General features: G+C 49.9%; 16 protein-coding genes and 2 pseudogenes. 8 read left to right on the forward strand and 10 right to left on the reverse strand.

Annotation, left to right across the window (positions count from 1 at the left end; genetic code table 11):
- Positions 1-230: 230 nt before the first annotated feature.
- From RM811_RS04665 to RM811_RS04695, 7 genes are all read right to left on the reverse strand, one after another.
- The gene (locus tag RM811_RS04665) at positions 231-998 is read right to left on the reverse strand and encodes an SDR family oxidoreductase (RefSeq protein WP_402521257.1); all 768 of its coding nucleotides are present in this window, start codon (positions 996-998) and stop codon (positions 231-233) included.
- 24 nt (positions 999-1,022) lie between these two features.
- Positions 1,023-2,003 (reverse strand): flavin reductase, encoded by a 981-nt coding sequence (locus tag RM811_RS04670; protein WP_402521259.1) that lies wholly within the window; start codon positions 2,001-2,003, stop codon positions 1,023-1,025.
- A 48-nt stretch (positions 2,004-2,051) separates the two neighbouring features.
- The gene (locus RM811_RS04675) at positions 2,052-3,635 is read right to left on the reverse strand and encodes a FadD3 family acyl-CoA ligase (protein ID WP_402521261.1); all 1,584 of its coding nucleotides are present in this window, start codon (positions 3,633-3,635) and stop codon (positions 2,052-2,054) included.
- Between the two features lie 15 nt (positions 3,636-3,650).
- On the reverse strand, positions 3,651-5,372 hold the full coding sequence (locus RM811_RS04680; RefSeq protein ID WP_402521263.1) for an FAD-binding protein: 1,722 nt from the start codon (positions 5,370-5,372) through the stop codon (positions 3,651-3,653).
- Entirely contained in the window at positions 5,369-7,159 is a 1,791-nt protein-coding gene (locus RM811_RS04685) for an FAD-dependent oxidoreductase (protein ID WP_402521266.1), read from the reverse strand. The genes RM811_RS04680 and RM811_RS04685 overlap by 4 nt, the downstream gene beginning before the upstream one ends.
- A 90-nt stretch (positions 7,160-7,249) precedes the next feature.
- Entirely contained in the window at positions 7,250-8,935 is a 1,686-nt protein-coding gene (locus RM811_RS04690; protein WP_402521269.1) for a class I adenylate-forming enzyme family protein, read from the reverse strand.
- Between the two features lie 76 nt (positions 8,936-9,011).
- Positions 9,012-10,076 carry an MBL fold metallo-hydrolase gene (locus RM811_RS04695; protein ID WP_402521271.1) on the reverse strand — a complete coding sequence of 355 codons (1,065 nt, stop codon included), beginning with the start codon at positions 10,074-10,076 and terminating at the stop codon, positions 9,012-9,014.
- 186 nt (positions 10,077-10,262) lie between these two features.
- On the opposite strand from RM811_RS04695, the gene RM811_RS04700 reads away from it, so the two are divergent.
- Complete coding sequence (locus RM811_RS04700; RefSeq protein ID WP_402521274.1) at positions 10,263-10,724, forward strand: MFS transporter; 462 nt, start codon at positions 10,263-10,265, stop codon at positions 10,722-10,724.
- A 221-nt stretch (positions 10,725-10,945) separates the two neighbouring features.
- Here the strand turns inward: RM811_RS04700 and RM811_RS04705 are convergent.
- Together RM811_RS04705 and RM811_RS04710 are read right to left on the reverse strand one after the other, a co-directional pair.
- A pseudogene (locus tag RM811_RS04705) lies at positions 10,946-12,169 on the reverse strand (efflux RND transporter permease subunit); the annotation flags it as partial.
- A 12-nt stretch (positions 12,170-12,181) separates the two neighbouring features.
- Complete coding sequence (locus RM811_RS04710; RefSeq protein ID WP_402521277.1) at positions 12,182-13,081, reverse strand: WD40/YVTN/BNR-like repeat-containing protein; 900 nt, start codon at positions 13,079-13,081, stop codon at positions 12,182-12,184.
- Here RM811_RS04710 and RM811_RS04715 point away from each other — a divergent pair.
- The 6 genes and pseudogenes from RM811_RS04715 (at position 13,080) to RM811_RS04740 (ending at position 19,311) form a co-directional block, all read left to right on the forward strand.
- Positions 13,080-13,349, forward strand: a complete 270-nt coding sequence (locus RM811_RS04715; RefSeq protein ID WP_402521279.1) for a hypothetical protein — start codon at positions 13,080-13,082, stop codon at positions 13,347-13,349. The two genes, RM811_RS04710 and RM811_RS04715, sit on opposite strands and share 2 nt — an antisense overlap.
- Before the next feature lie 100 nt (positions 13,350-13,449).
- Entirely contained in the window at positions 13,450-14,673 is a 1,224-nt protein-coding gene (locus RM811_RS04720; RefSeq protein WP_402521280.1) for an acyl-CoA dehydrogenase family protein, read from the forward strand.
- Between the two features lie 87 nt (positions 14,674-14,760).
- Entirely contained in the window at positions 14,761-15,891 is a 1,131-nt protein-coding gene (locus tag RM811_RS04725) for a dienelactone hydrolase family protein (protein ID WP_402521282.1), read from the forward strand.
- Positions 15,892-15,935: 44 nt separating this feature from the next.
- Positions 15,936-16,707 (forward strand): annotated as a pseudogene (locus RM811_RS04730) (SDR family NAD(P)-dependent oxidoreductase).
- 13 nt (positions 16,708-16,720) lie between these two features.
- The gene (locus tag RM811_RS04735) at positions 16,721-17,788 is read left to right on the forward strand and encodes an alkene reductase (protein ID WP_402521285.1); all 1,068 of its coding nucleotides are present in this window, start codon (positions 16,721-16,723) and stop codon (positions 17,786-17,788) included.
- Positions 17,789-18,123: 335 nt separating this feature from the next.
- The gene (locus RM811_RS04740; protein ID WP_402521287.1) at positions 18,124-19,311 is read left to right on the forward strand and encodes a helix-turn-helix transcriptional regulator; all 1,188 of its coding nucleotides are present in this window, start codon (positions 18,124-18,126) and stop codon (positions 19,309-19,311) included.
- Positions 19,312-19,331: 20 nt separating this feature from the next.
- Here RM811_RS04740 and RM811_RS04745 read toward each other — a convergent pair whose 3' ends face one another.
- Complete coding sequence (locus tag RM811_RS04745) at positions 19,332-20,117, reverse strand: enoyl-CoA hydratase (protein WP_402521288.1); 786 nt, start codon at positions 20,115-20,117, stop codon at positions 19,332-19,334.
- A 185-nt stretch (positions 20,118-20,302) separates the two neighbouring features.
- Here RM811_RS04745 and RM811_RS04750 point away from each other — a divergent pair, with 185 nt between their 5' ends.
- Positions 20,303-21,304: an OB-fold domain-containing protein gene (locus tag RM811_RS04750; RefSeq protein WP_402521290.1), complete on the forward strand. Its 1,002-nt coding sequence runs from the start codon at positions 20,303-20,305 to the stop codon at positions 21,302-21,304.
- The last annotated feature ends 3 nt before the right edge of the window (positions 21,305-21,307 follow it).

Here is a 21,307-nt window from a genome sequence, read left to right on the forward strand (position 1 = left end):
CGTTCCAGAGTCTGAAAAACAATTTGGTGACTCGTTTCTTTACTTTGACCTTGCCAATGTGTCCACAGTTACCGAAAGTAAACAGGTCATGTTCGGTTGTCGGGTTGAGTGTTTGACTCTTGACCGTAAAGAAAGTTTATAGAAGCAGGATTTCTGCAAACTGATAGAAAAAGAAAGTAGTCTCGGCTAGACCCGCCCCTAAAGGGCGCGGGTTTGCGCCTCAGTCTCGATCAAAATGCCTGAGAACGAACCATAGCGTCCATACCACCATCAACAAAGAAGACACTGCCGTGAATAAAACTGGCTTTTTCTGACTGCAGGAAAGCCACGACATCGGCAATTTCCTCCGGATTGCCTGCTCTGCCAATGGGTGCAACAAAATTCTTTACTGCCTCACCAAAACGGGGATCATCGAGAGATGCTTGGTGTAGCGGTGTTTCTACCGCACCAGGCGCGACTACATTGATACGAATCCCCTTCTTGCCATACTCCACCGCTTTCTGTCTGGCATAAACCGTAACGGCGTATTTTGACGCTGAGTAAGCGATATGCGGCTGACCGCTTTTACTGGCAAGTTCCAAAGCGGCAGTTTCATCACCATCAAGCAACAGTGGAACAATCTCATCCCGGTTAGCCAGCTGCTGGTTAGCGGCAACCGAACCAATAATCAGTACTGCGGGCGCTTCACTTTTCTCAAGCGCAGGCTGAAGACCATCCACTAATGAAGTCACACCAAAATAATTAACGCTAATTATCAAGCCACTGTCCGGTGCAGTTACGCCAAGACCGGCACAACAAATCAAACCATCCAGCAGACCATCACACTGTGTTAATACCTTAGTAATGGCGGTATCACGTCCCGCAGGAGTGGATAAGTCAGCATTCACATCCGCATTGGCACGATCAATACCAATAACACGATGCCCCGCCTCGACAAGCACTTTACTTACCGCTGCGCCAATACCGGAAGCTGAGCCGGTAACTGCAGTAACAGGCATAGCCAATCTCCTTTCTGTTGTTTTTTATATTTTTTCTTTTTTATCAGACCACAGGTCTGGTAATCCGGGGTCTGTTTTTACCACCAGACGTTTCAGCAAGAGTTTAAGTGCCATAACGTCAGCGGCCCCCAGTTGATCCACCAGAGATTCCTCAATAGCCTTGGCCTGAGCGATATTATGCACAGAAGCCTCCCGCCCCTCTCCGGTCAACTGGTATTGCAACCCCCTGGTGTCCAGTGCTATCAGCTCCTTTTGCATCAGAGAGTTCATTTCCTCAACGGTTACCAGCTGACCGGTATAGTCTATAAAGCGGTTTAGCTGCTCCAGTGTCAGACAATCCTGAATACAGAGCACCGATAAAATAAAGAACTGCTGCTGACTCAGGCCATGTTTCTGCAAACGGGATTGCATTTTATGGATCATCTGGTAGTGGGCTCTACCCAGCAAATAACCCAGCAGATTTTCCGTGTAACCGGATTCCACAGAAATCGATGAAGAAGATAGACTGACACCTTCCCGGGGCTTTTTTGCTGTCAGGGCATACTGCCCATTCTGATATACCAGTGGTGGACGGTCACTTTTGTCAAAGTTAAGCACTTCTCCAATAAAGATAATATGGTCACCACCGTCGTGTGTGAACGCCGTGCGACATTGAAAGCGGGCAGCACAGCCTTTCAGTAAAGGAACATCACCAAGACCGGAGTCATACTCAAGGCCTGAAAATTTATCTTCACCTTTGGCAGCAAAACGTGCGGATAACGCTTCCTGTTCTGCAGAGAGAACATGCACGTTCCAATGTTTGGCAGCGGTAAAAAAAGGAACACTGGCAGACGTTTTGGCCAGGCTCCACAAAATCAGCGGCGGCTCAAGGGAGACCGAGTTAAAACTGTTTGCCGTTAGCCCAACTCGCTCGCCCTCTTCAGTGAGCGTTGTGATAATGGTAACCCCTGTGGTAAATGTACCCAGGGCATCCCGAAAAGTACGGGTATCAAATGGTGTGTTCACTATAATTTAGTCTCTTTTTTTTATTATGATCAGCGTCTTCCTGTCCGGTTAGAACCAGTCAGTCAGTTCCGCTTTCACCACCTTATTGGAAGCATTCACAGGCAATTCTGTGACAAAACGGATATGCCTCGGTACCTTATAGTTGGCCATATTGTTACGGGACCACTGAATCAGGCCATCGCTGTCCTGCTGTTCACCGGATTTCAGAACAACGAAAGCACAGCCCACCTCGCCCATTCGCACATCCGGTACGCCAATAACCGCCGATTGGGCAATGCCCGGGTGAGTGGCCAGAATCGCCTCAATTTCGGCAGGATAGCAATTAAACCCGCCGTTAATAAACATATCTTTCAGGCGATCAGTAATTTTCAGGTAGCCCTGTTCATCAAGAATACCTACGTCACCGGTATGTAACCATCCATCGTCGTCAATAGACTCTCTGGTAGCCTCTGGGTTATCCAGATACCCTTCCATGATATGGAAACCCCTAAGGCAGATTTCACCGGAAACATTCGCTGGCAACGGATTACCGTCCGGATCCAAAATGGCCATCTCAGTTCCTTCAATGGCCCGGCCACTGGTAGTGGCAACGGTTCTGGCATCATCAGAGGGAGCGCAGATAGTCGCAAGACCACCGCACTCGGTTAAACCATAAGCGGTGGTGACAGTCGCAATACCCAGTTCCGTGCGCATACGTTCAATAAGCACCGGTGGAATGGTAGAAGCGCCGGTAACGGCTACTCTAAGCGAGCTGAGGTCTGCATCCGGTAACTGTGGGTGTTCCAGCAATGACAGGTAAAGGGCAGGTGGCCCCGGAAGTATATTAATGCGCTCTTCTTCAATACGCTGAAAAACCTGGTCAGCGTCGAATACGCTCTGGGGAATGATGGTTGCTCCCGCTATCAGGGAAGTCAGCCAGCCCGCTTTATAGCCGAAGGCATGAAAAAACGGATTGACCACCAGATATCGATCAGCAGGTCGCAGTCCCAAAGTTTGTGCAAATTGCCGGAATGCATAGGTACAGGCACCGTGTCTGCTCATCACCCCTTTGGGGCTGCCAGTGGTGCCAGAGGTAAACATGATATCGGAGATATCATCCGCTTTAACGGACTGAGCCCGCTCCCGGGCTAATATTGAATCAACCTTTTTCCCGGCAGAAATAAAGGTATCCCAATCCACAGTACCCATGTCGTTTTCATTAGCGCGTGGGCTTAGCAGTACTTTCAGTTCAACCGATTCCGGACAATCCTGAAAAATAAGTTGTGGATAATCCACATTCAGAAAGTCACCCACAATAAACAGCGCTTTCGCCCAGCTGCGTTCCAGAATATCGGCAACCTCCCGGGCTTTCATCCGGGTATTGACCGGTACCAGAACCGCACCCGCCATTTGCAGCCCCAGGGCAGCCAAAACCCAACGTGCACTGTTTGGCGCCCAGATAGCAACACGGTCACCGGTTTGAACGCCAAAGTGCATCAGACTTCGGCAAACAGAAAGCGCATGCCCGGGTAAGTCGGCATAATCAATACGTGTATTGTTGTCTTCAATGGCTGAAATACCTGCGTATTTTTCTGCAGCCTCGAAAACTACATCAGGTATTGAACAAGCCTGGCTAAACTCCTGCTCTGACATTATTTTTATTACCTGTTATAGATTCTCAATAGAAAGCTCATGATCTGCGTGCTCAACCGATTTACACCGCACCTGAGAGCATTGCCTGGATAAGTTGCGCGTCATAAATCGTCCAGCACGCCGTCCTGAAAACACGCAGTCTGCAAGTGAGAGCCCACTGATGTACATATGGGTAGGGATACCAATAGCAGCCCTGCCTGCAGCAAAAAGACCGGCTATATCGCAACCATCGTTATCCACAACCTGCCCACTACCCTCATTGACGTTCAAGCCACCCAGAGTCAAAGCACCCAGCGGGAACATCGGACTACTGACAGAGATATCCAGGGCATAAAAGGGACCTTTTTGCAGAGACTGACAATAGTCTGATGATTTACCCAGCGGATCAGGCTGACCTTCGTCAATCGCCTGATTGTATAAGTCCATAGACTGCTGCAACTGCCGGGCATCCATCTGACATCGACTGGCCAACTCCGGGAGTGTTTTACCTTTTCTGGCACCCAGCAACATCAGCATCAACGCCGGACCAGACTGAAAAAGCCAGTAGCCACCAAACAGACATTGCTTTATAGACTGCCATCGCAGCTTACTATCCAGGATCAGCCAGGCCTTTCCCTGCTGATTTTCACAAATACCATGCCCAAGCGTTGCCCCATACACTTCCTCATTACAGAAGCGCTCACCCTGACGGTTGACAACAATCCCTTTTGGCCAGTAGCCCGGAGGATTAATAAAACGCCAGGCCGAAACACGGTTGAGATGATCAGCGGCACCCCGAACACTCATTCCTAAACGCAAACCACTGCCATCGCAACCGGTCGCACCTATTTTAAAATTTCGCCGATAGTTAGAAGCATTGGTTTTTATTAGATCGCGATTAAAAATAAAACCACCGGTCGTTAAAGCAACACCAGAAAAGGCCCGAACTAAGATGGGCCTGGCATACTTTTTCTCGATATCTGAAACACGTCGTCTTAACCGGTCACTGTAGGCTGGTGAGAGGTTTTGGAACTTTTCCGCCCGGGCTGCCAGCTTACCATGCAAACCAGCGACCTTACTGCCTGATGGCAGACACATCAGCTCAGCACCAACAACCCGGCCAGCATCATCAATCACCAGTCGTCTGGCGGCAGACTGGGTCATAACACTGACCCCTTCACGCAGGCAGGCCTGCTGTAAATGGTGGTAAAGCACAACACCACCATAACCTTTTCCTACGGTTCGGTGTCCACGGGGAGCATGGGGATACTCTGACTGATAGGCAGGCACCTGTTCATTGCCGGAGTAATACAGGTAGTAACCATCCTGTGGATAAGATGTTTTACCCCCCGGCGGTACTTCATGGCTATAGGGCGCCCCTTTGGACTCCAGCCAGACCAGGTTCTCACGACTCTGGTCACAGAAACGCTTCAGGGTTTTATCGACGACAATACCTTGTGTCTCATGACGCAGGTACTGATACATGGCTTCCGGGCAGTCGGAGAATCCCGCTTTCTTTTGCTGTTGTGTACCACCTCCCGCATAAACGACACCGCCGCTTTTGGCTGAAGCGCCGCCACCGCTGAAGCGATCAACCACAATCACATCGGCACCACTTGCTCTCGCTTCCAGTGCCGTGCAGGCACCAGCAGCTCCCCAGCCGATCACCAGAACATCACATACCCTGCCCCACTCAGCGGTATCCGGATCCTCAATCCTGAGCGGCGGCAGGACGTCCGTTACATAACCCTTATTCATGCCATTTCTTCCGCTTCCACCGGACGATTGACGGTAACGGCTGCAGGCTGTTTCACCAGACTTTTAACCGCAATAAAACCAAACGTCATGGCTGGCCCTATGGTAGAACCGGCTCCCGGGTAGCTGGTACCCATCACAGAAGCGGAAGCATTGCCAATGGCGTAAAGCCCTTCAATTACTGAACCGTCTTCACGAACCACCTGGGCATTTTCATTGGTCAGCAGCCCGCCTTTGGTACCAATATCGCCCGCCTCAATGCGCATGGCGTAAAATGGCCCTTTTTTGACCGGTGCCAGACAGGGGTTTGGCGTTACATTCTGATCACCGTAATAGCGATCAAAAATATTACCGCCTCTCTGGAAGTCTTTATCATCACCGGTGCTGGCAAATTGGTTAACCCGGTCAACCGTCTCTTTCAGTCCATCCTCGTCTACACCAATCTCAGCCGCCAACCCTTCCAGAGACTCTGCTTTCCAGTAAAGTGTTTTATTCCACAGTGAAGGTAAACGACTGTCTGGCATTATTTGCCCGGGCATCAGTGGCCCCATGGCATAATTGAAACGGAAGTGACTATCGAAGATGACCCAGGCCGGAATAGATTTACCACCAGTTTTTTCATTATCCCGATACATGGCATGGCCACATTCCAGATAAGGCTCGGCCTCATTCACAAACCGCTTACCTTCTCCATTAACAATAATGGCACCGGGAAATGCCCGTTCAGCAAACAGCCCTCGCGCTTTGTCCTCTTTTGGCACCCGCATGGTGGGTGACCACCAGGCCCAGTCCAGAAGATCCGTGGCCGCACCAATGCTCTGACCAGCCGTCAGTGCAGCACCGGTATTCTGGCCTGCCGGCGTGGCGCTCCACTCAACCTTTGTGGGCTGTGGCAGGTATTGATCCCGCAGGGCCTGATTCTGCTCAAAACCACCGGATGCCATAATCACACCCTTACGGGCATGGACAGTTCTGGTATTACCATTACTGAAGACTTTCACGCCAACTACACGTCCATTGTCGATAATAAAATCCTGAAATTCCGTATTCAGCCAAAGGGGAACATCCCGATCCATTAGCGAACGACGAAGTGATGCTATAAGGGAATTACCCAATGCTGTACGACGGTCACGCCGGAAGCCACTCTTTTTCCGCCAGCGAAAATCCAGCTTATAACGGAGCATCAGCCACAAAATCAGCAAGCGCCAGCCGGACTCTTTGGCAATTACCTTATGAGCATCGCGGGCAGTCCAGGCAATTTTGCCCATAAGCAGGGTGGTCGGGGAGGCTGCCCGTAAGTTTTTCAGCTCTTCCCCAAGCTCACTGGTATCATAAAGTTCAGGGTCCAGAGTACGGCCACCGGCCAGAGCACCGGGAAGATCCGGGTAATAATCCGGATATTTTTCAGCAACGGCGTAACGAACCCGGGTATTTTCCTCAAGGTAACGAACCATCTCCGGTGCGTTGTCCAGGTAGGCTTTTAACCGGGACGCTGCCACCTTTCCCGCGGTGGCAGCATTCAGGTAAGTCATTGCTTTTTCAAAGCTGTCGTTGCCGCCTTTTTTTCTGAAGTGGTCATTATTGGGTATCCAGATACCACCGCCGGATATGGCGGAAGTGCCGCCGTATTTATCACTCTTTTCAACCACCAGCACCGACATGCCCTGATCCGCAGCATAAATTGCAGACGTCAGGGCTCCAGCCCCAGAGCCAACAACAACGATATCGACAAAAGTGTCTACAGAAACTTGAGAACTGTCGTCACCGGAAAAATCCATACGAGAGACCATAAGACCCCCACCTTTGATTATTATTTTTTAAATCAGGAAGTGATAAAGATCATGCTCCACCTCCTGAAAAAGGCTCATCGTCAATGCAGACTAGGAAGCTGACTGACAGTACTTCGCTTTTATTTCTGCCTTCAAAATTTTTCCCGTAGGATTTTTCGGCAGGCTGTCCGACAGCAGGTTAATAATTGACGGCACTTTATAAGCGGCAATATGGCTGGCAGCAAACTTCCGGAGTTCAACAGGGGTGACACGATCAACATCCCGAACATGTACCACTGCCACCACGGATTCACCGGTATCCTCATCAGGCACACCAAAGACGGCAGCTTCCAGAACATCGTCGTGTTTTAGCAGACAGGACTCCACCTCAGTCGCGGCAATGTTTTCTCCGGCCCGGTTAATAACGTCTTTCAGACGATCGACGATAAACAGATAACCATTGCTATCCAGATAACCAAGATCACCCGTTTTTAGCCAGCCATCATCAGTAAACGCTGCTTCTGTTTCCCGGGGATTATCAAGATAACAGTCCATCACGGTGACGCCTTTCAGCTGAATCTCTCCGGCTTCACCGGCGGACAGAATATCGCCCTCCAGAGAGCAGGTTCTTACCTGCATAATGGGTGACACGACCCCCGATGCAGCCGGGTTAGAACGAAACAGGTCACCGGCACCGGCAGAAGCAACGCCATTGGTTTCTGTCATCCCGTAGCCTACACCGACCAGCTGTTCAGTCAGGGTATCCAGTACATGCTCAATGGTTGTTGCTGGAATACCCGCGCCACCAAACCCCAGCCCAACCAGACTCTGGCTGGCTTCAATAAATTCAGGCTGCCGGAGCAACTGCGTCACCATGGATGGCGCACCATTAAACTGGGTAACCTGCTCATCTTTCATGGTTTTGAGCACAGAAGCCGCCTCCCACTTGTGCATAAAAATCACACGACGGCCTGCTTTCAGTGCGGTTAAGAGCTGAGCATGCAAACCACTGACATGAAACAGCGGTACCGCCGTCAGCAGAACCTGAGGCGCTGACCGTGCCATGATTTTCTGAATCAGCTCCGGTGACGTCATGCCTGACAGCGCACTGATATAGTCGATATTGGTTAACGCCTGACAGACGGCACGCTGAGATGAGACCACCGCCTTGGCCCGACTGGTAGCCCCGGAAGTAAACAGAATCAGCGCCGGATCATCCGCACACAAGCTCGGCTCCGGTAGCGGTATAGCCTTTTCAGAGGCTGCGGCCTTAAAACTGGTGGTTCCATCCTGAGGCGTACCGGTGAGCAAAACATCACAACCCAGAACGCCAACCTCTCCTATCAGCCTGCGAAACCGTTCCTGATCGCAGACCAGAAGATCGGGCTTGATATCGTCGATGGCGGCAGCAAGCTCTTCACCCACCCCAAAACTATTGAGCGGGGCAGGAACAGCACCGATCAACGCTGAGGCAACAAAAGCAACAGCCCACTCAGGCCGATTGCGCATGGCAATGGCCACTCGCTGACCCGGCCTGATGCCTTTTTGATACATCCAGCCCGCCACCGAGTCCACTGTCTGATAGAACCTTTGAAAGCTCCAGTGATCATCCAGGTAGGTCAGAAAACAGCTATCATCTTCTTTTCTTGCCGCCTTAATCACCTCAATTAATGTTTCAGGCGCATTTTTATAGATATTATAAGCGACATCTGTTGTTGATATTTCGGTCAGTTCGAAGGGAGCACCAGGGGCTGTTAACGTAGCCTGTGCATGGGCCAGTCGATCGAGAGTATCCATGTACTACCTCTTATTATTATCATTTTTTATTTTTGTTGGGCTCAGAATCTTAAAGAAAGCAGCAATCCCCAACAATTCATTTTGCGCAGTACTGACTTATCCCGTCTGAGTCAGTCGATACAGAAATTTCATGGTTATCCATAAGCCAGTTAAGATGGGCGAGCGTCTCACCGAGAGCTAATATATTGTCCATAACTGAGAGCTTTCGTTTAAACAGACAGCTCATCAATTGAAACGCCGTCACGGGCTGCGCATCAGTCATACTATCCCTGAGTACATTCAACTGTCGTTCATGATGCGATTGAAGCTGATGAACCCTGACTTTTACGTTTTTAAATACAGGACCATGGGCTGGAAGGATCAGCGTGTCCTGATGCAGTTTTTCCAGGCGATCGAGAGACTGCAGCCACAAAGCAAGTGGATTAGCAAAGGGCTCGATATCGGTGACCAGCACATTAGAGCTGATTTCTGGCAGTAGCTGATCGCCAGCAATCAAAATACCTTCATCTTCACAATACAGACAGGCATGCTCTGGTGAGTGCCCCTGTCCAACAATAATACGCCACTGTCGGCTACCAATTTGCAGACTCTGTTGGTCAAAAAGTCGTATATAACCTGGCGGACTACTCGCTCTGAACGGATCCTTACTGCAACTGACAATAATGTCTTCAATCAGATCTTCCGGAACACCAGAGCGATGGAAAAAATCTCTCTGCGATGGGCTGCCAATATCGGCACCACCGCTGTTAAATACCCTCATGGCAAAATACTCGCCATGAGTCATATAAACAGGCACCTGGAAGTGGTCGCTCAGCCATGCAGACTGCCCTGAGTGATCATAATGAAAGTGTGTGCAGATCACTGCTTTTAGTGGCTTTTCTGAAAAATACTCTGCCGCCAGTTTCAGCCATAGCGATTTCACTTTATCAATACGCAGTCCGGTATCTACAATCCACCAGCCATCACTGTCTTCAAGCAGATAGACATTGATATGCCCCAGTGCCCCCTGCATAGGCATTCGCACCCAGAGCAAACCCGGTGCGATAGTGATGACAGAGCCATCCGTTGCCGGAGCAGTCAATGGATAATCCAGCTGCGCGCGCTCTGTCAGTTTTCGTGACCGGTCAGTCATCGCACCCATTACACTTAAGCTCCCCTGTTTATTGATTTCTTTTTTAAATAGGGATGTTTATAGAAGCCTTTTAATAGTGCCTATCAAAAAGGAATTCAACCACTTCCCACTACGTCCATAAGGACGATGCCGGAGTAAAAGCAGATAGTAATCATTGTCGTATAAAGTAGCTCCAAAAAATAAAAAAGGTGTCCCATGCTAAATACGGTGACTGAGCTGGCTTCAACCGGCGAAAACCCGGCACGCCGTCCCTGGCGAACGCACATAACGCTGATCCTGCTGGCACTGATCTACGTCTTTTCATTTATTGACCGAAACGTTATTGCCATTGTACTTGAGCCCATTAAACAAGAGTTTGGCGCATCCGACACCATGATGGGTCTGATCAGCGGACTGGCATTTGCCATCCTTTATGGAGGCCTCAGCCTGCCACTGGGTCGAATGGCTGATCAGGGAGCAGACCGCCGCAACATGATCGCCATCTGTTGTGCATTATGGAGCGTTGCCACAATGGCTTGCGGTATGGTTTCCCATTTCTGGCAGCTATTTCTGGCTCGCATGTCCGTTGCTGTTGGTGAGGCGGGGGGGATGGCGCCGTCTGTTTCCATGGTTTCCCAATCAAGGCACGCTTCTTCACGATTACGGGTCTCGAGATAAACAGAAAGCACATCCATACCAATCAGATAATCGCTGACGATCTTGCTATTATCCTGGTTATACCTTGACTCTTCCCGCAACTCGGGAACACCGGTACCCACATCACCAGTCAACAGCGATCTGGACTGCCAGGTACCAATAGCCAGCAACAAAAACATACTACCAAGGCTGAACAGAGCCGCTTTGGGTGTTGCCAGAGCCGATATTTTCCACCAGATCGGATGTCTGGCATCGGAACGGCCAGCAGTATCCAGTGCTGTCGCTTCCAACTTGAGGTGGGAAAGGATAATCGGCATAAACATCTTGTTGGTGACGATCATCATGGCAACCCCAAGGCAGGCGGTTACACCGAGCTCATGCACCATGGGGATATCAATCACCATAATCACCATAAAGCCCAGGGCATTGGCCAGAAGGGCAACCGTGCCCGGAATTGCCAGTTTTCTGAAGGCGCTTTCTGCCGCTTTAATGGGTGTCAGCCCGGAAATCACCTCCTGTTTCCAGGTATTGGTCATCTGTACGGCATGAGACACACCAATAGAAAAGATCAAAAAGGGCACCAGAACCGACATGGGATCAATGCCATAGCCAATCAGCGGCAATGTACCCAGCAGCCAGATCACCGGTAACAGCGCCACGGTAATGGCCAGTATTGTCAACTTTAATGAACGGGAATAGGCCCATAAAAGTACAAAGGTTATCCCAAAAGCAATAATGAAAAACATCAGGACATTGGTCAGGCCGTCCATGACATCGCCCATGACTTTGGCAAATCCGATAATCTGCAGATCAATATTATCGCCGGCCAGTTTGCTGCGAATGCTTTCAAGATGTTTGGCCACCGCCGCATAATCGGTCTTTTCGCCGGTCTTCTGGTCAAACTCCAGAAGCTCAGCCTGGACCATGGCAGACTTCAAGTCCGTAGCCACCAGATTACCAATCTGTCCGGATTTATTGACGTTAGAACGGACACTGGCCAGACCGGTTTCATCAGCAGTAAACCGTGATGGAATGACTTCATTCCCCATAAAGCCGAATTCTGTGACCTCAACATATCGAACTTCCGGGGTAAACAGTGATCTTACTGTGGCCCGGTTAATACCCGGCGTAAAAAAAACCTCATTGGTCGCCTGTTTTAGCTTGTCCAGAAATTCAGCGTTGTAAATATCACCCTCACCCTGCCATTGCAGGCTGACCATAATCCGGTTGGAACCGGTAAATTTCGGTCCATGTTCAAGGAATGCCTGCATGTAATTATGGTTAAGAGGAATCAGCTTGTTAAAGCCAGTATCAAAACGGGTTTGCAGGGCAGAAACCGTGAAGCCAATGGTCATCAGGATAAACAGCAGACCAAAGTAGCGCCTTCGGGTGATCAGTAACCGGGCCGCTCTGTCAATAAAGCGACTGACAAATGAACCGGATGTTCTCTGAGAATGGTAAGTCATAGGAAATCCTGTTCAGGAATTATTCTTCTTATTTTTGGATTCTTCGGCCAGCCTGATAGCTGCGGACTTACTAAACTGTGAAAGTGTTTTGATACCCTGATCACTACCAGCCATCAGCTTGCCATCTTCTGTGAACTGCAGATCAGTCAGGGAATACCGCCCGCCCCGGTAGGCCAGCTGAAAACTGTAACCATTATCCGTGCTGCTCAGAATCATGCCGCCCTGTCCGGCCAGTAGAATCTGGCCATCACTGAGCACTTCATGGGTAAATAAGGAAACCGGAATATTAAAATCCAACCGCTGCCATGACATTCCATTGTCGTCAGTTCTGAAAATATTGCCGCGCATACCGTATAGCAGCCAGTTTTCACCCCCGAGATGAAGACCACCATAAAATGAGCCATTATAGAATTCCGGTATTTTTTCCCAGCTTTCGCCCTGATCCTGAGAGCGGAAAACCGTGCCAACCTCACCGGCAATAAGCCAGGAATCTTTACTCTCAGAACCTATCAACGCATTCAGGTGCCAGTCCGTTCCATCCGGTGCCGGCTGTAATCCCCAGTTTTCTCCCTGATCCATGGAGCTCAGCAACTTGCCATAACCACCAACAGCCAGCAACCGACCAGAGGGCAGACGCCCGATATCCAGCAGAGGTTCATTTCGTTCATGATCAAAAGCCACCTCATCCCAACTGAGACCACCATCTGACGTTTTCAGTACCCAGCCTTCATGCCCCATGGCAAAGCCAATGTCATCATTCTGAAAATAGAGCCGGGTCAGTAGAGCATGACGCTGATTGGACAGAGTGGCAGGCATCCAACTGCCCCCGGCGTCTTTGGAAACCAGAATATTGCCCAGCTCTCCAGCAGCCACCAGCCCCGCTGATGTCTGGGCCAGGCTGGTAATATTCATGTTTTTAACGGGAATCTGGTATTCAGCCAAAGGGGCTGGTGTTCGGGAAGAAAATGCGAAAATCCCTGCTGAAGCAACAATTATCGATGTACATATACCAACAGATGCTCGCATATTGTTGTCCTCTTATTATTTTTCTTTTCGGGTAAAAATAGAGGCTGGAGCAAATCCACAGCATCGTCCGAATGAACTGGCACATGATTGCTATGACACCTGCCCTTTGTTATCCCGCCAGCAATCAAAACAAAGTAGTCCGAACCAACGATAGTCCAAATCAACGATGATCTTTAATCGTCAACTATGGAAATCTCCAGACAATCTTTAAATAAATCCACATCAATAACAGAATAATAATGAGGATTGGCAACATGAGTAACCAGACCAATATTCTCGAAGTGTCTGATGTAAACAGTGATTACATGACACCGGAAGCTATCGAACTGATCAATACGGCCAAAGCCATATCCCGTCGTCTGGCAGCACGAGCACAGTCCACTGATGAGAACGGTTCCGTTCCCATTGCATCCGTTAAAGAGATCTCAGAAGCAGGCTTGTTTCGTATTATTCAGCCCAGGCGCTGGGGAGGATACGAAATGGATCCCCGGGTGTTTTACAAAGTCCAGATGGCGCTGGCTGAAGGGTGCATGTCTACCGCCTGGATTTTTGGTGTGATTGGCGTTCATTACTGGCAGCTTTCCCTGTTTCCGCAGCAGGCTCAACAAGATGTGTTAGCGGACAATCCGGCGACACTGATCGCTTCTACCTACATGCCGGTGGGCAAAGCTGAAAAGGTAGAAGGCGGATACCGTTTTTCAGGTCATTGGGAATTTTCCAGCGGTGTTGAGCACTGCTCATGGATTTTCCTGGGTGGCCTGCTGCCCAGACAGGATGGCGAAGAAGGGCTAGAGCACACAACCTTCCTGCTACCGGCCTCAGATTTTCAGATCAAAGAAAACTGGGATGTGCATGGCCTGAGAGGCACGGGAAGTCATGACATTGTCGTTGATAATGTGTTTGTTCCGGAGCACCGGACACAATGCACCAACAACTACACCGACGCAGGCTGCCCTGGTCGTGAGACCAACCCGGGCTGGCTGTACAAAATTCCCTTTATTCAGGTTTTCCAGCGGGCTGTATCCTCTGCCTGTATTGGTGCCCTTGATGGTGCTGTGCAGGAGTTCCGTACCCGGGCCGCTTCCCATGTGGGCAAACACGGGGCGAAAACGGCAGAAGACGTGAATGCACAAATGGCAGTCACTGAAGCCATGGTTACTACAGACTCATTAAAGCTTGTCCTTGCCAGAAACTATCAGCGCATAGTTGATAACGCTAAAAACGGTACGACCATGGATGTTGAAGAGCGGCTGCTGCAGCGAGCCCAGTCATCTCTGGTACCAAAAATATGTTCACAGCACGCCGATGATATTCTGAGAGCCAGTGCCGGTGCAGGCCTCAGAAAATCGAACCCTGTCGAACGAATCAATCGTGACCTCAAGCAGGCCCGTGCACACATTGCCAATAATGCTGACGCCTATGCCCGTGCCCATGGTGCCGTTATGCTTGGCCTGCCAAATGCGGATCCTTTTGTATAAGCGCCCAACGCTGCATTGTTAAAATGCAGCGTTTCCAGCCAATACTCTGGTTACCTGCATTGCCATGAAAAATAACAAGAGACGCCAATGAAACGATTAAAAAAAGTCCTTTTGTCCGTAATAATCCTGTGCACCATTGCTGGCACAGGTTTTGTCTATTACGTTGAAGAGCAGTATGCAGGGATCGGCCTGCCCTGGACCACAGCTATTGATCTGCCAGCTCTGCCGGACCTTCCGGAACCGCAGAAAATACTGACGGAACAACAGAGCGGCGATATCTACTTCCCAACCCGAAGCCCCTACGATTTCTCAGAGCTTCTGACCAACTTTGACAATACTCTGGAACATACAGGCAAAGGTACATTAACTCTGCCGAAAGGAGCCTCTGCTGATAACCCGGTTCCCGCCATGATTATTTTGCACGGCAGTGGCGGTATAGATCCTGACCGAGAACCAAAATATGCCGAACTGTTTGCCAAAAACGGTATCGCTTCTTTTGTGATTGATTACTATTCTGTCCGTGGTTCAACGAGTGATTCCAGTTATCTGATGAAGACGCTGTCAGCCTCTGAAACCGATATTCTTGTCGATGCCTATTCAGCCCTGAAAGTGATTGCCACCCATCCTGCCATTGACGCGTCACGTATTGGCGTTACCGGTTATTCCTACGGCGGCATGGTAACACGCTATGCCCTTGATGCTCGTGTAAGAGACATCGTTGCACCAGACACTCCGCCCTTCGCGGCTCATATCGATGTATACGGCCCCTGTCATCAAACGCTGGGAAGCGACCAGACAACCGGTGCGCCTTACCTCGCCATTTATGGTGATGAAGATAACAGCGTCGATCCAAAAACCTGTGCACAGGTTCATAATAAACTGGCTGACAATGGTCCTGTAGAGACCCTGATGCTCGAGGGTGCCGGACATGCCTGGGAATCAAGCCGTCCCAGGGATCTGTATGAATTCCCTTACATCAGCAATTGTACATTCTCTTTTGATGAGAAAACCGGCAATGCCCTGATCAACAATCAACCCGCCACTACGGCGCCGGCAGGCTCTGGCCGGGAGGAAAGAGCCTTTGCCCGGGCGATGGTTATGATGGATGCTCCCCAGTGCATCAAACAGGGATACATCATTGGCAGCGATAAAAAATCGGAAACCGCCGCTAAAGAAAAAATGCTGTCGTTTATGAACCAGGTTTTTAATGAAGCATAAAATGCAGCCATGTGCGGCATTTTCATAATAAAAAGGAAAACATAATGTCTGGATGTCTGAAGGATAAAATTGCATTTATTACCGGCGGGGGTAGTGGAATCGGCGCAGCAACTGCAGAACGCCTTGCTCAGGAAGGCGCCACTGTCGTTATTTGCGGACGCCAATTGGAATCACAGAGCTGTTACCGAACGCATAAAACAATCAGGTGGCGTAGCCAGTGCAGTGGTTGTTGATGTCAGCGATGAGCAACAGTTTGTTACCGCTCTGGAAAAAGTCGCCAGCGAATATGGTCGGCTTGATATTCTTGTCAATAATGCCATGGCATTTACCTGGGGTGCTATTGAAGAGATGACCACTGATCAATGGCATGAAAACTTCAAAACATCCGTTGACGGTACCTTCTGGGGGACTCGCACAGCACTCAAACTGATGAAAGAGACCGGTGGCGGCTCTGTGATCAATATCTCCTCGATCTGCGGCTCCCTGGGTACACCGTTTATGTCAGGGTATTCTGCATCGAAGGCTGCGGTCGTTAACTTCTCCCGGGCTGCAGCAGCAGAAGGCGCAAAAGATAACGTACGGGTTAATGTGGTGACTCCAGCGATAGTGGAAACACCGGCAACCGCGGGCATGCTTTCCGACGATAGCCGTCGTAGAAACACGGAAAAGCTGATCCCCATGGGAAGGGTTGGTCAACCGGCAGAGCTGGCCAGCGCTATTACCTTCCTTGCCAGTGACGATGCATCTTACATCACCGGTGCAGAACTGCCGGTGGATGGCGGTCGCTCTGCCGTACTGATTACCGCACTGGATTGAGGCAGCCTATCATATGTCATCTAACCCATTACTCGCGCCATTAACGCTTGGAGCGCTGGAGCTCAATAACCGCATCGTTATGGCTCCCATGACCCGAAACAGGGCCTCAGCCGAGGGAGTCCCGACGGATCTCATGGTTCAGCATTATGCTGACCGGGCACAGGCCGGACTTATTGTTGCTGAAGGCACCTGGCCCAGCGCTGCCGGTCAGGCATACTCACGCCAGCCGGGCATTACGACGCCTGAACAGATCGCTGGCTGGAAAAAAGTAACCACTGCCGTGCATAAACAAGGTGGGAAAATCATTCTTCAGGTCATGCATTCCGGGCGTATTGGAAGCCATAAAATAAAACCATCCGGTGTTGAAACAGTTGCCCCTTCTGCCATTGCCGCCCGGGGAAAGATTTATACTGACCAGCACGGTATGCAGCCATTTGATACTCCACGGGAACTAACGACGGCTGAAGTAAAATCGGTGATAGAAGAGTATCGACAGGCCGCACTCAACGCCCTGGAAGCAGGCTTTGATGGCGTCGAGTTCCACGGCACAAGTGGTTACCTGCCAATGCAGTTTCTCTGCTGCGAAACCAATCAGCGCAGTGATGAATACGGGGGTACTGTTGAAAAACGTGCGCGGTTTGCTGCCAAATGCATTGAGGCCATGGTCAGTGTACTGGGCAGTGGTCGGGTTGGGCTGCGCATCAACCCGGGTAATTCATTTAATGACGCTCATGATGAAGATTCGGCGGGCAGTCATATAGAACTTCTTCGCCAGATCAAGTCTCTAAATCTGGCATACCTGCACATTATGCGTTCACCGCTGCCGGAAATTGATGCTTTCAAGCTGGCAAGGGAGCACTTTTCAGGCCCATTGATTCTTAATGATAATTTTGACCCTGAGATCGCAGGTCAGGCTTTACGCGGTAATATGGGTCAAGCCGTGTCGTTTGCCCGGCATTTTATTGCCAATCCGGATCTGGTCAACCGGATCACAAAAAGCCTTCCTCTCGCAGCGTTTGATCGCAAAACCCTTTATACCCCAGGAATAAAGGGCTACAACGACTATGAAAAAGCCATCTGAGGGACATCTCTGAAGACTGGATCCCTTGTGAGGTGCAGTCAGAGGAATAGCAGGACCGTTTCTTATCCCTATAGAAACTTGTTATGACTCTGACTGCATCCACATTATTAATTAACACAATGATCGATCGCCATTCACACATACACTCAGATACGATCACTTCTGCTTGACCATTAACCTTAATGACTCATAATGTGGCCATGTAAATGGCTATCTCGCTGTTAGCTAGCAAGATACGTCAATTGACCCTGATAATTTGGCACCAGTAACCTGTCGCACACTAAATATAAAAGCGGGATTACACGGTAGCCGACAATACTAATACGAGGTTGATTTTGGCGGACTTCACACCGGATTTCAGTCAATATAATTCACTGATTGGATTGTTCTATGAAGCGGCCCAGGGACAGGTCGGCTGGGAAAAACCACTCAGCATTCTCAGGGAAGCGTTTAGCGCAAACTTCGTCATCTTAATCCTTAAAAAGCCCTCGAAACCGACAAAAAATAGCGAAAAACTGGGGTTAATGATTGCGGTCGGTGAAGGAATGGACACAGAAGATGCGGTGCAGTATCGCCCCTATATTTATCACCTTACCCCCTTTTCCGACCGAGAGCCCGACCGCATTTATACAATAACGGATCTGATGAGTGAGAAGGAGTGGCGTGAAAGCGACTACCGTATACACTGGTGCGCACAGAGCGATGTATTTCACGTTATGTCCGTAGACATTACCGTTGGCAATGGTGAAACGCTTCGTTTCAGGATAACACGACCTGAAAGTGCAGAAGACTTTTCTGATCAGGATCGCACTTTTTGTGAACTCATATTGCCCCACCTGCGTCGTGCGTTAAATATTAATAACCAGATCATCCACAACCAGTCATTAAGAAATCTCTATTCTCAGGCCATTAGCAGGCTATCTATTGCCACACTGATCATTGACCGGAAGAGCAACATAGTGGAACAAAACCTGTTTTCCAGCCATATACTGGAGTCCGGTGATGGCTTTAAAGTGGTTGCAGGAAGACTGGAGGCTTACTATCCCAGTGATAATAAAGCCCTGAAAATACTCATCAAAGAAGTATTTGACCGCACGGGAGATCGACTCAAATCGTCCCTGCCTCTGGCCATGTCGGTATCCCGACCATCCGGGGAAGTGAACCTTGGCCTGGTCATTGAAATGATTCCACGATTCGATATTTCGGATCATAACAACAACTCATATGCTGTCGTTTATATCAGGGACTCTGCAGGTACTTCTAAGGCCAGTAGTGATATTGCTAAAAAACTGTTTGGCCTGACACCTTCTGAGACGGCGCTATCCCTGCAACTGGCCAACGGTTTATCCCTTGAAGAAGCCGCTACTTCTTTGGGCATCCGCCGTAATACAGCAAGGGCGCATTTACGTTCTATCTTCTCGAAAACAGGCATCAAAAGGCAGTCGGATCTCGTTCGGATATTTCTGAACAGCGTTGCGGCCCTTGCGCAGCAAACAGAGAAACCGGAGCCAGTTGAAGCGTAGCCGATTCCTGCTGCAAAAGCTTATTTTCCTTTAAACTCCGGATGTCGTTTCTCCAGAAAAGCCTGCATGCCTTCCTGCTGGTCATGGGAGGCAAACAATAAAGCATTGGCTTTACGCTCCAGTGCCAGGGCGCTTTCCAGCGGCGAATCCATACCAGCCAGAATGGTTTCCTTGATCTGCTCCGCCGCCAACGGTGGCATACGGGCAACGGTTCGGGCAATACCGAGGGCGACATCCTGAACGGCTTCATCAGGCACCAGCTCACTGACCAGACCGGCAACCCAGGCATCCCTGGCCGTAATCGGTTTTCCGGTCAACGCCATTTGCATCGCCTTTACTTTACCCACAGCCCTGACCAGTCGCTGAGTCCCTCCAATCCCCGGCATAATGCCAATACGGATTTCCGGCTGACAAAAACTGGCCCCTTCACCGGCAACGATAATGTCGGCATGCATGGCCAACTCGCAGCCTCCCCCGTAGGCATAGCCACAAACGGCAGCAATAACCGGCTTTGGACAATGCTGAATAGGCGCCCACAGACGTTCAGTATGACGCTGATAGATCTCAATAGGGCTGGCATCCAGTAGCGAGGTGATATCGCCACCTGCGGCAAAAACATCATTACCGCCAGTCAGAATGATGCAGCGCACATCCGGTTCTTCCGCCAGGCGGGTAAATTGCTCTGACAGGTGTTGCTGTAATTCAAGGCTCAGGGCGTTGGTAGATTCAGGCCGGTGCAATGTCAGCCGGGCAACGCCCGCTTCGGGATAATCCAGTAACAGAACCGGTTCCGATCTTTCCGACATGGTCATACTCCCCAATGTTCATTGTCGTTTATTACCGGAAATAGTTGTTGATAGCGCCTCCTGTAAACATCGTCCATTCAGACGAAGCCGTTATCTTACGCACCTCATTAGACTGCTTCAGTGATTAATAATAAAAGCCCTGACAGGGGCAAATACCTGCAAATACCTACAAAAGGAGAGATCTCTTGGCCAGTGAATGGTTATCCGAATTAAAAGCCATGGTCGGACAAGAGTATGGCCGTGTTTATGCGTGGGATCAGGTAAACGCACCCATGGTTCGCCAATGGTGTGAAGTGATGGGCATCGATAACCCGTTATACACCGACGAACAGTACGCCAAACAGACGGAATTTGACGGACTGGTTGCCCCTCCCGCCATGTTGCAGGCCTGGTGTCTTGAAGGCCTGTATATGAATAATTACCCCCCGGGCTCAACCGATGAAAACCCTTATGGTGCCCTGAAACTGATCGAATCCAAAGGATACCCGGCTGTTGTCGCCGTTAACTCAGAGCTGTCGTTTGACCGTTATGTCACTATGGGTGAAAAGCTCTATTACACGACACGACTGAACGAAGTCGGCGATGAAAAGACCACGGCTCTGGGTACCGGTTTCTTTGTCACCCTGATCATGAGCTTCTACTCCGAACTCGATGCTGGTGATGAAAAAGTCGGTGACCTGCTGTTCCGGGTTTTCAAATTTAAGCCCCACCAGCAGCCAGAAAAGGTCAAAACGACCAGTGAAGCACCGGTTATCAAACGACCAAAGCCTGGTATCAGTGATGACACCCGCTTCTTCTGGGAAGGCTGTAATGCTGGCGAGCTTCGTATTCAGCACTGCCCATCCTGTGACCAGCTTCAGCACCCACCAGCACCCGTCTGCATTCACTGCCACAGCTTTGAACTGGATTATCAAGTGTCCAGCGGTGCGGGTGAACTCTATTCGTTTGTGGTGATGCATTACCCCGAAGTTCCACCTTTTGACCATCCAAATCCCATCGGGCTGATACAACTGGATGAGGGTGTACGCATCCCGGCGGGCATCATCGGTGTGGACAATAAAGACAACCTGAAAATTGGCCAACGGGTTCAGGTTGAGTTTCACACCTTTGATGATGAGCTGACCCTGCCATTATTCAGGGTCGTTGATAGCGCTATCAGCAAAACAGCAGAACAAGGCGGGGAGTGATCT

It is taken from the genome of Endozoicomonas sp. (assembly GCF_031844845.1).
GTDB lineage: Bacteria > Pseudomonadota > Gammaproteobacteria > Pseudomonadales > Endozoicomonadaceae > Endozoicomonas.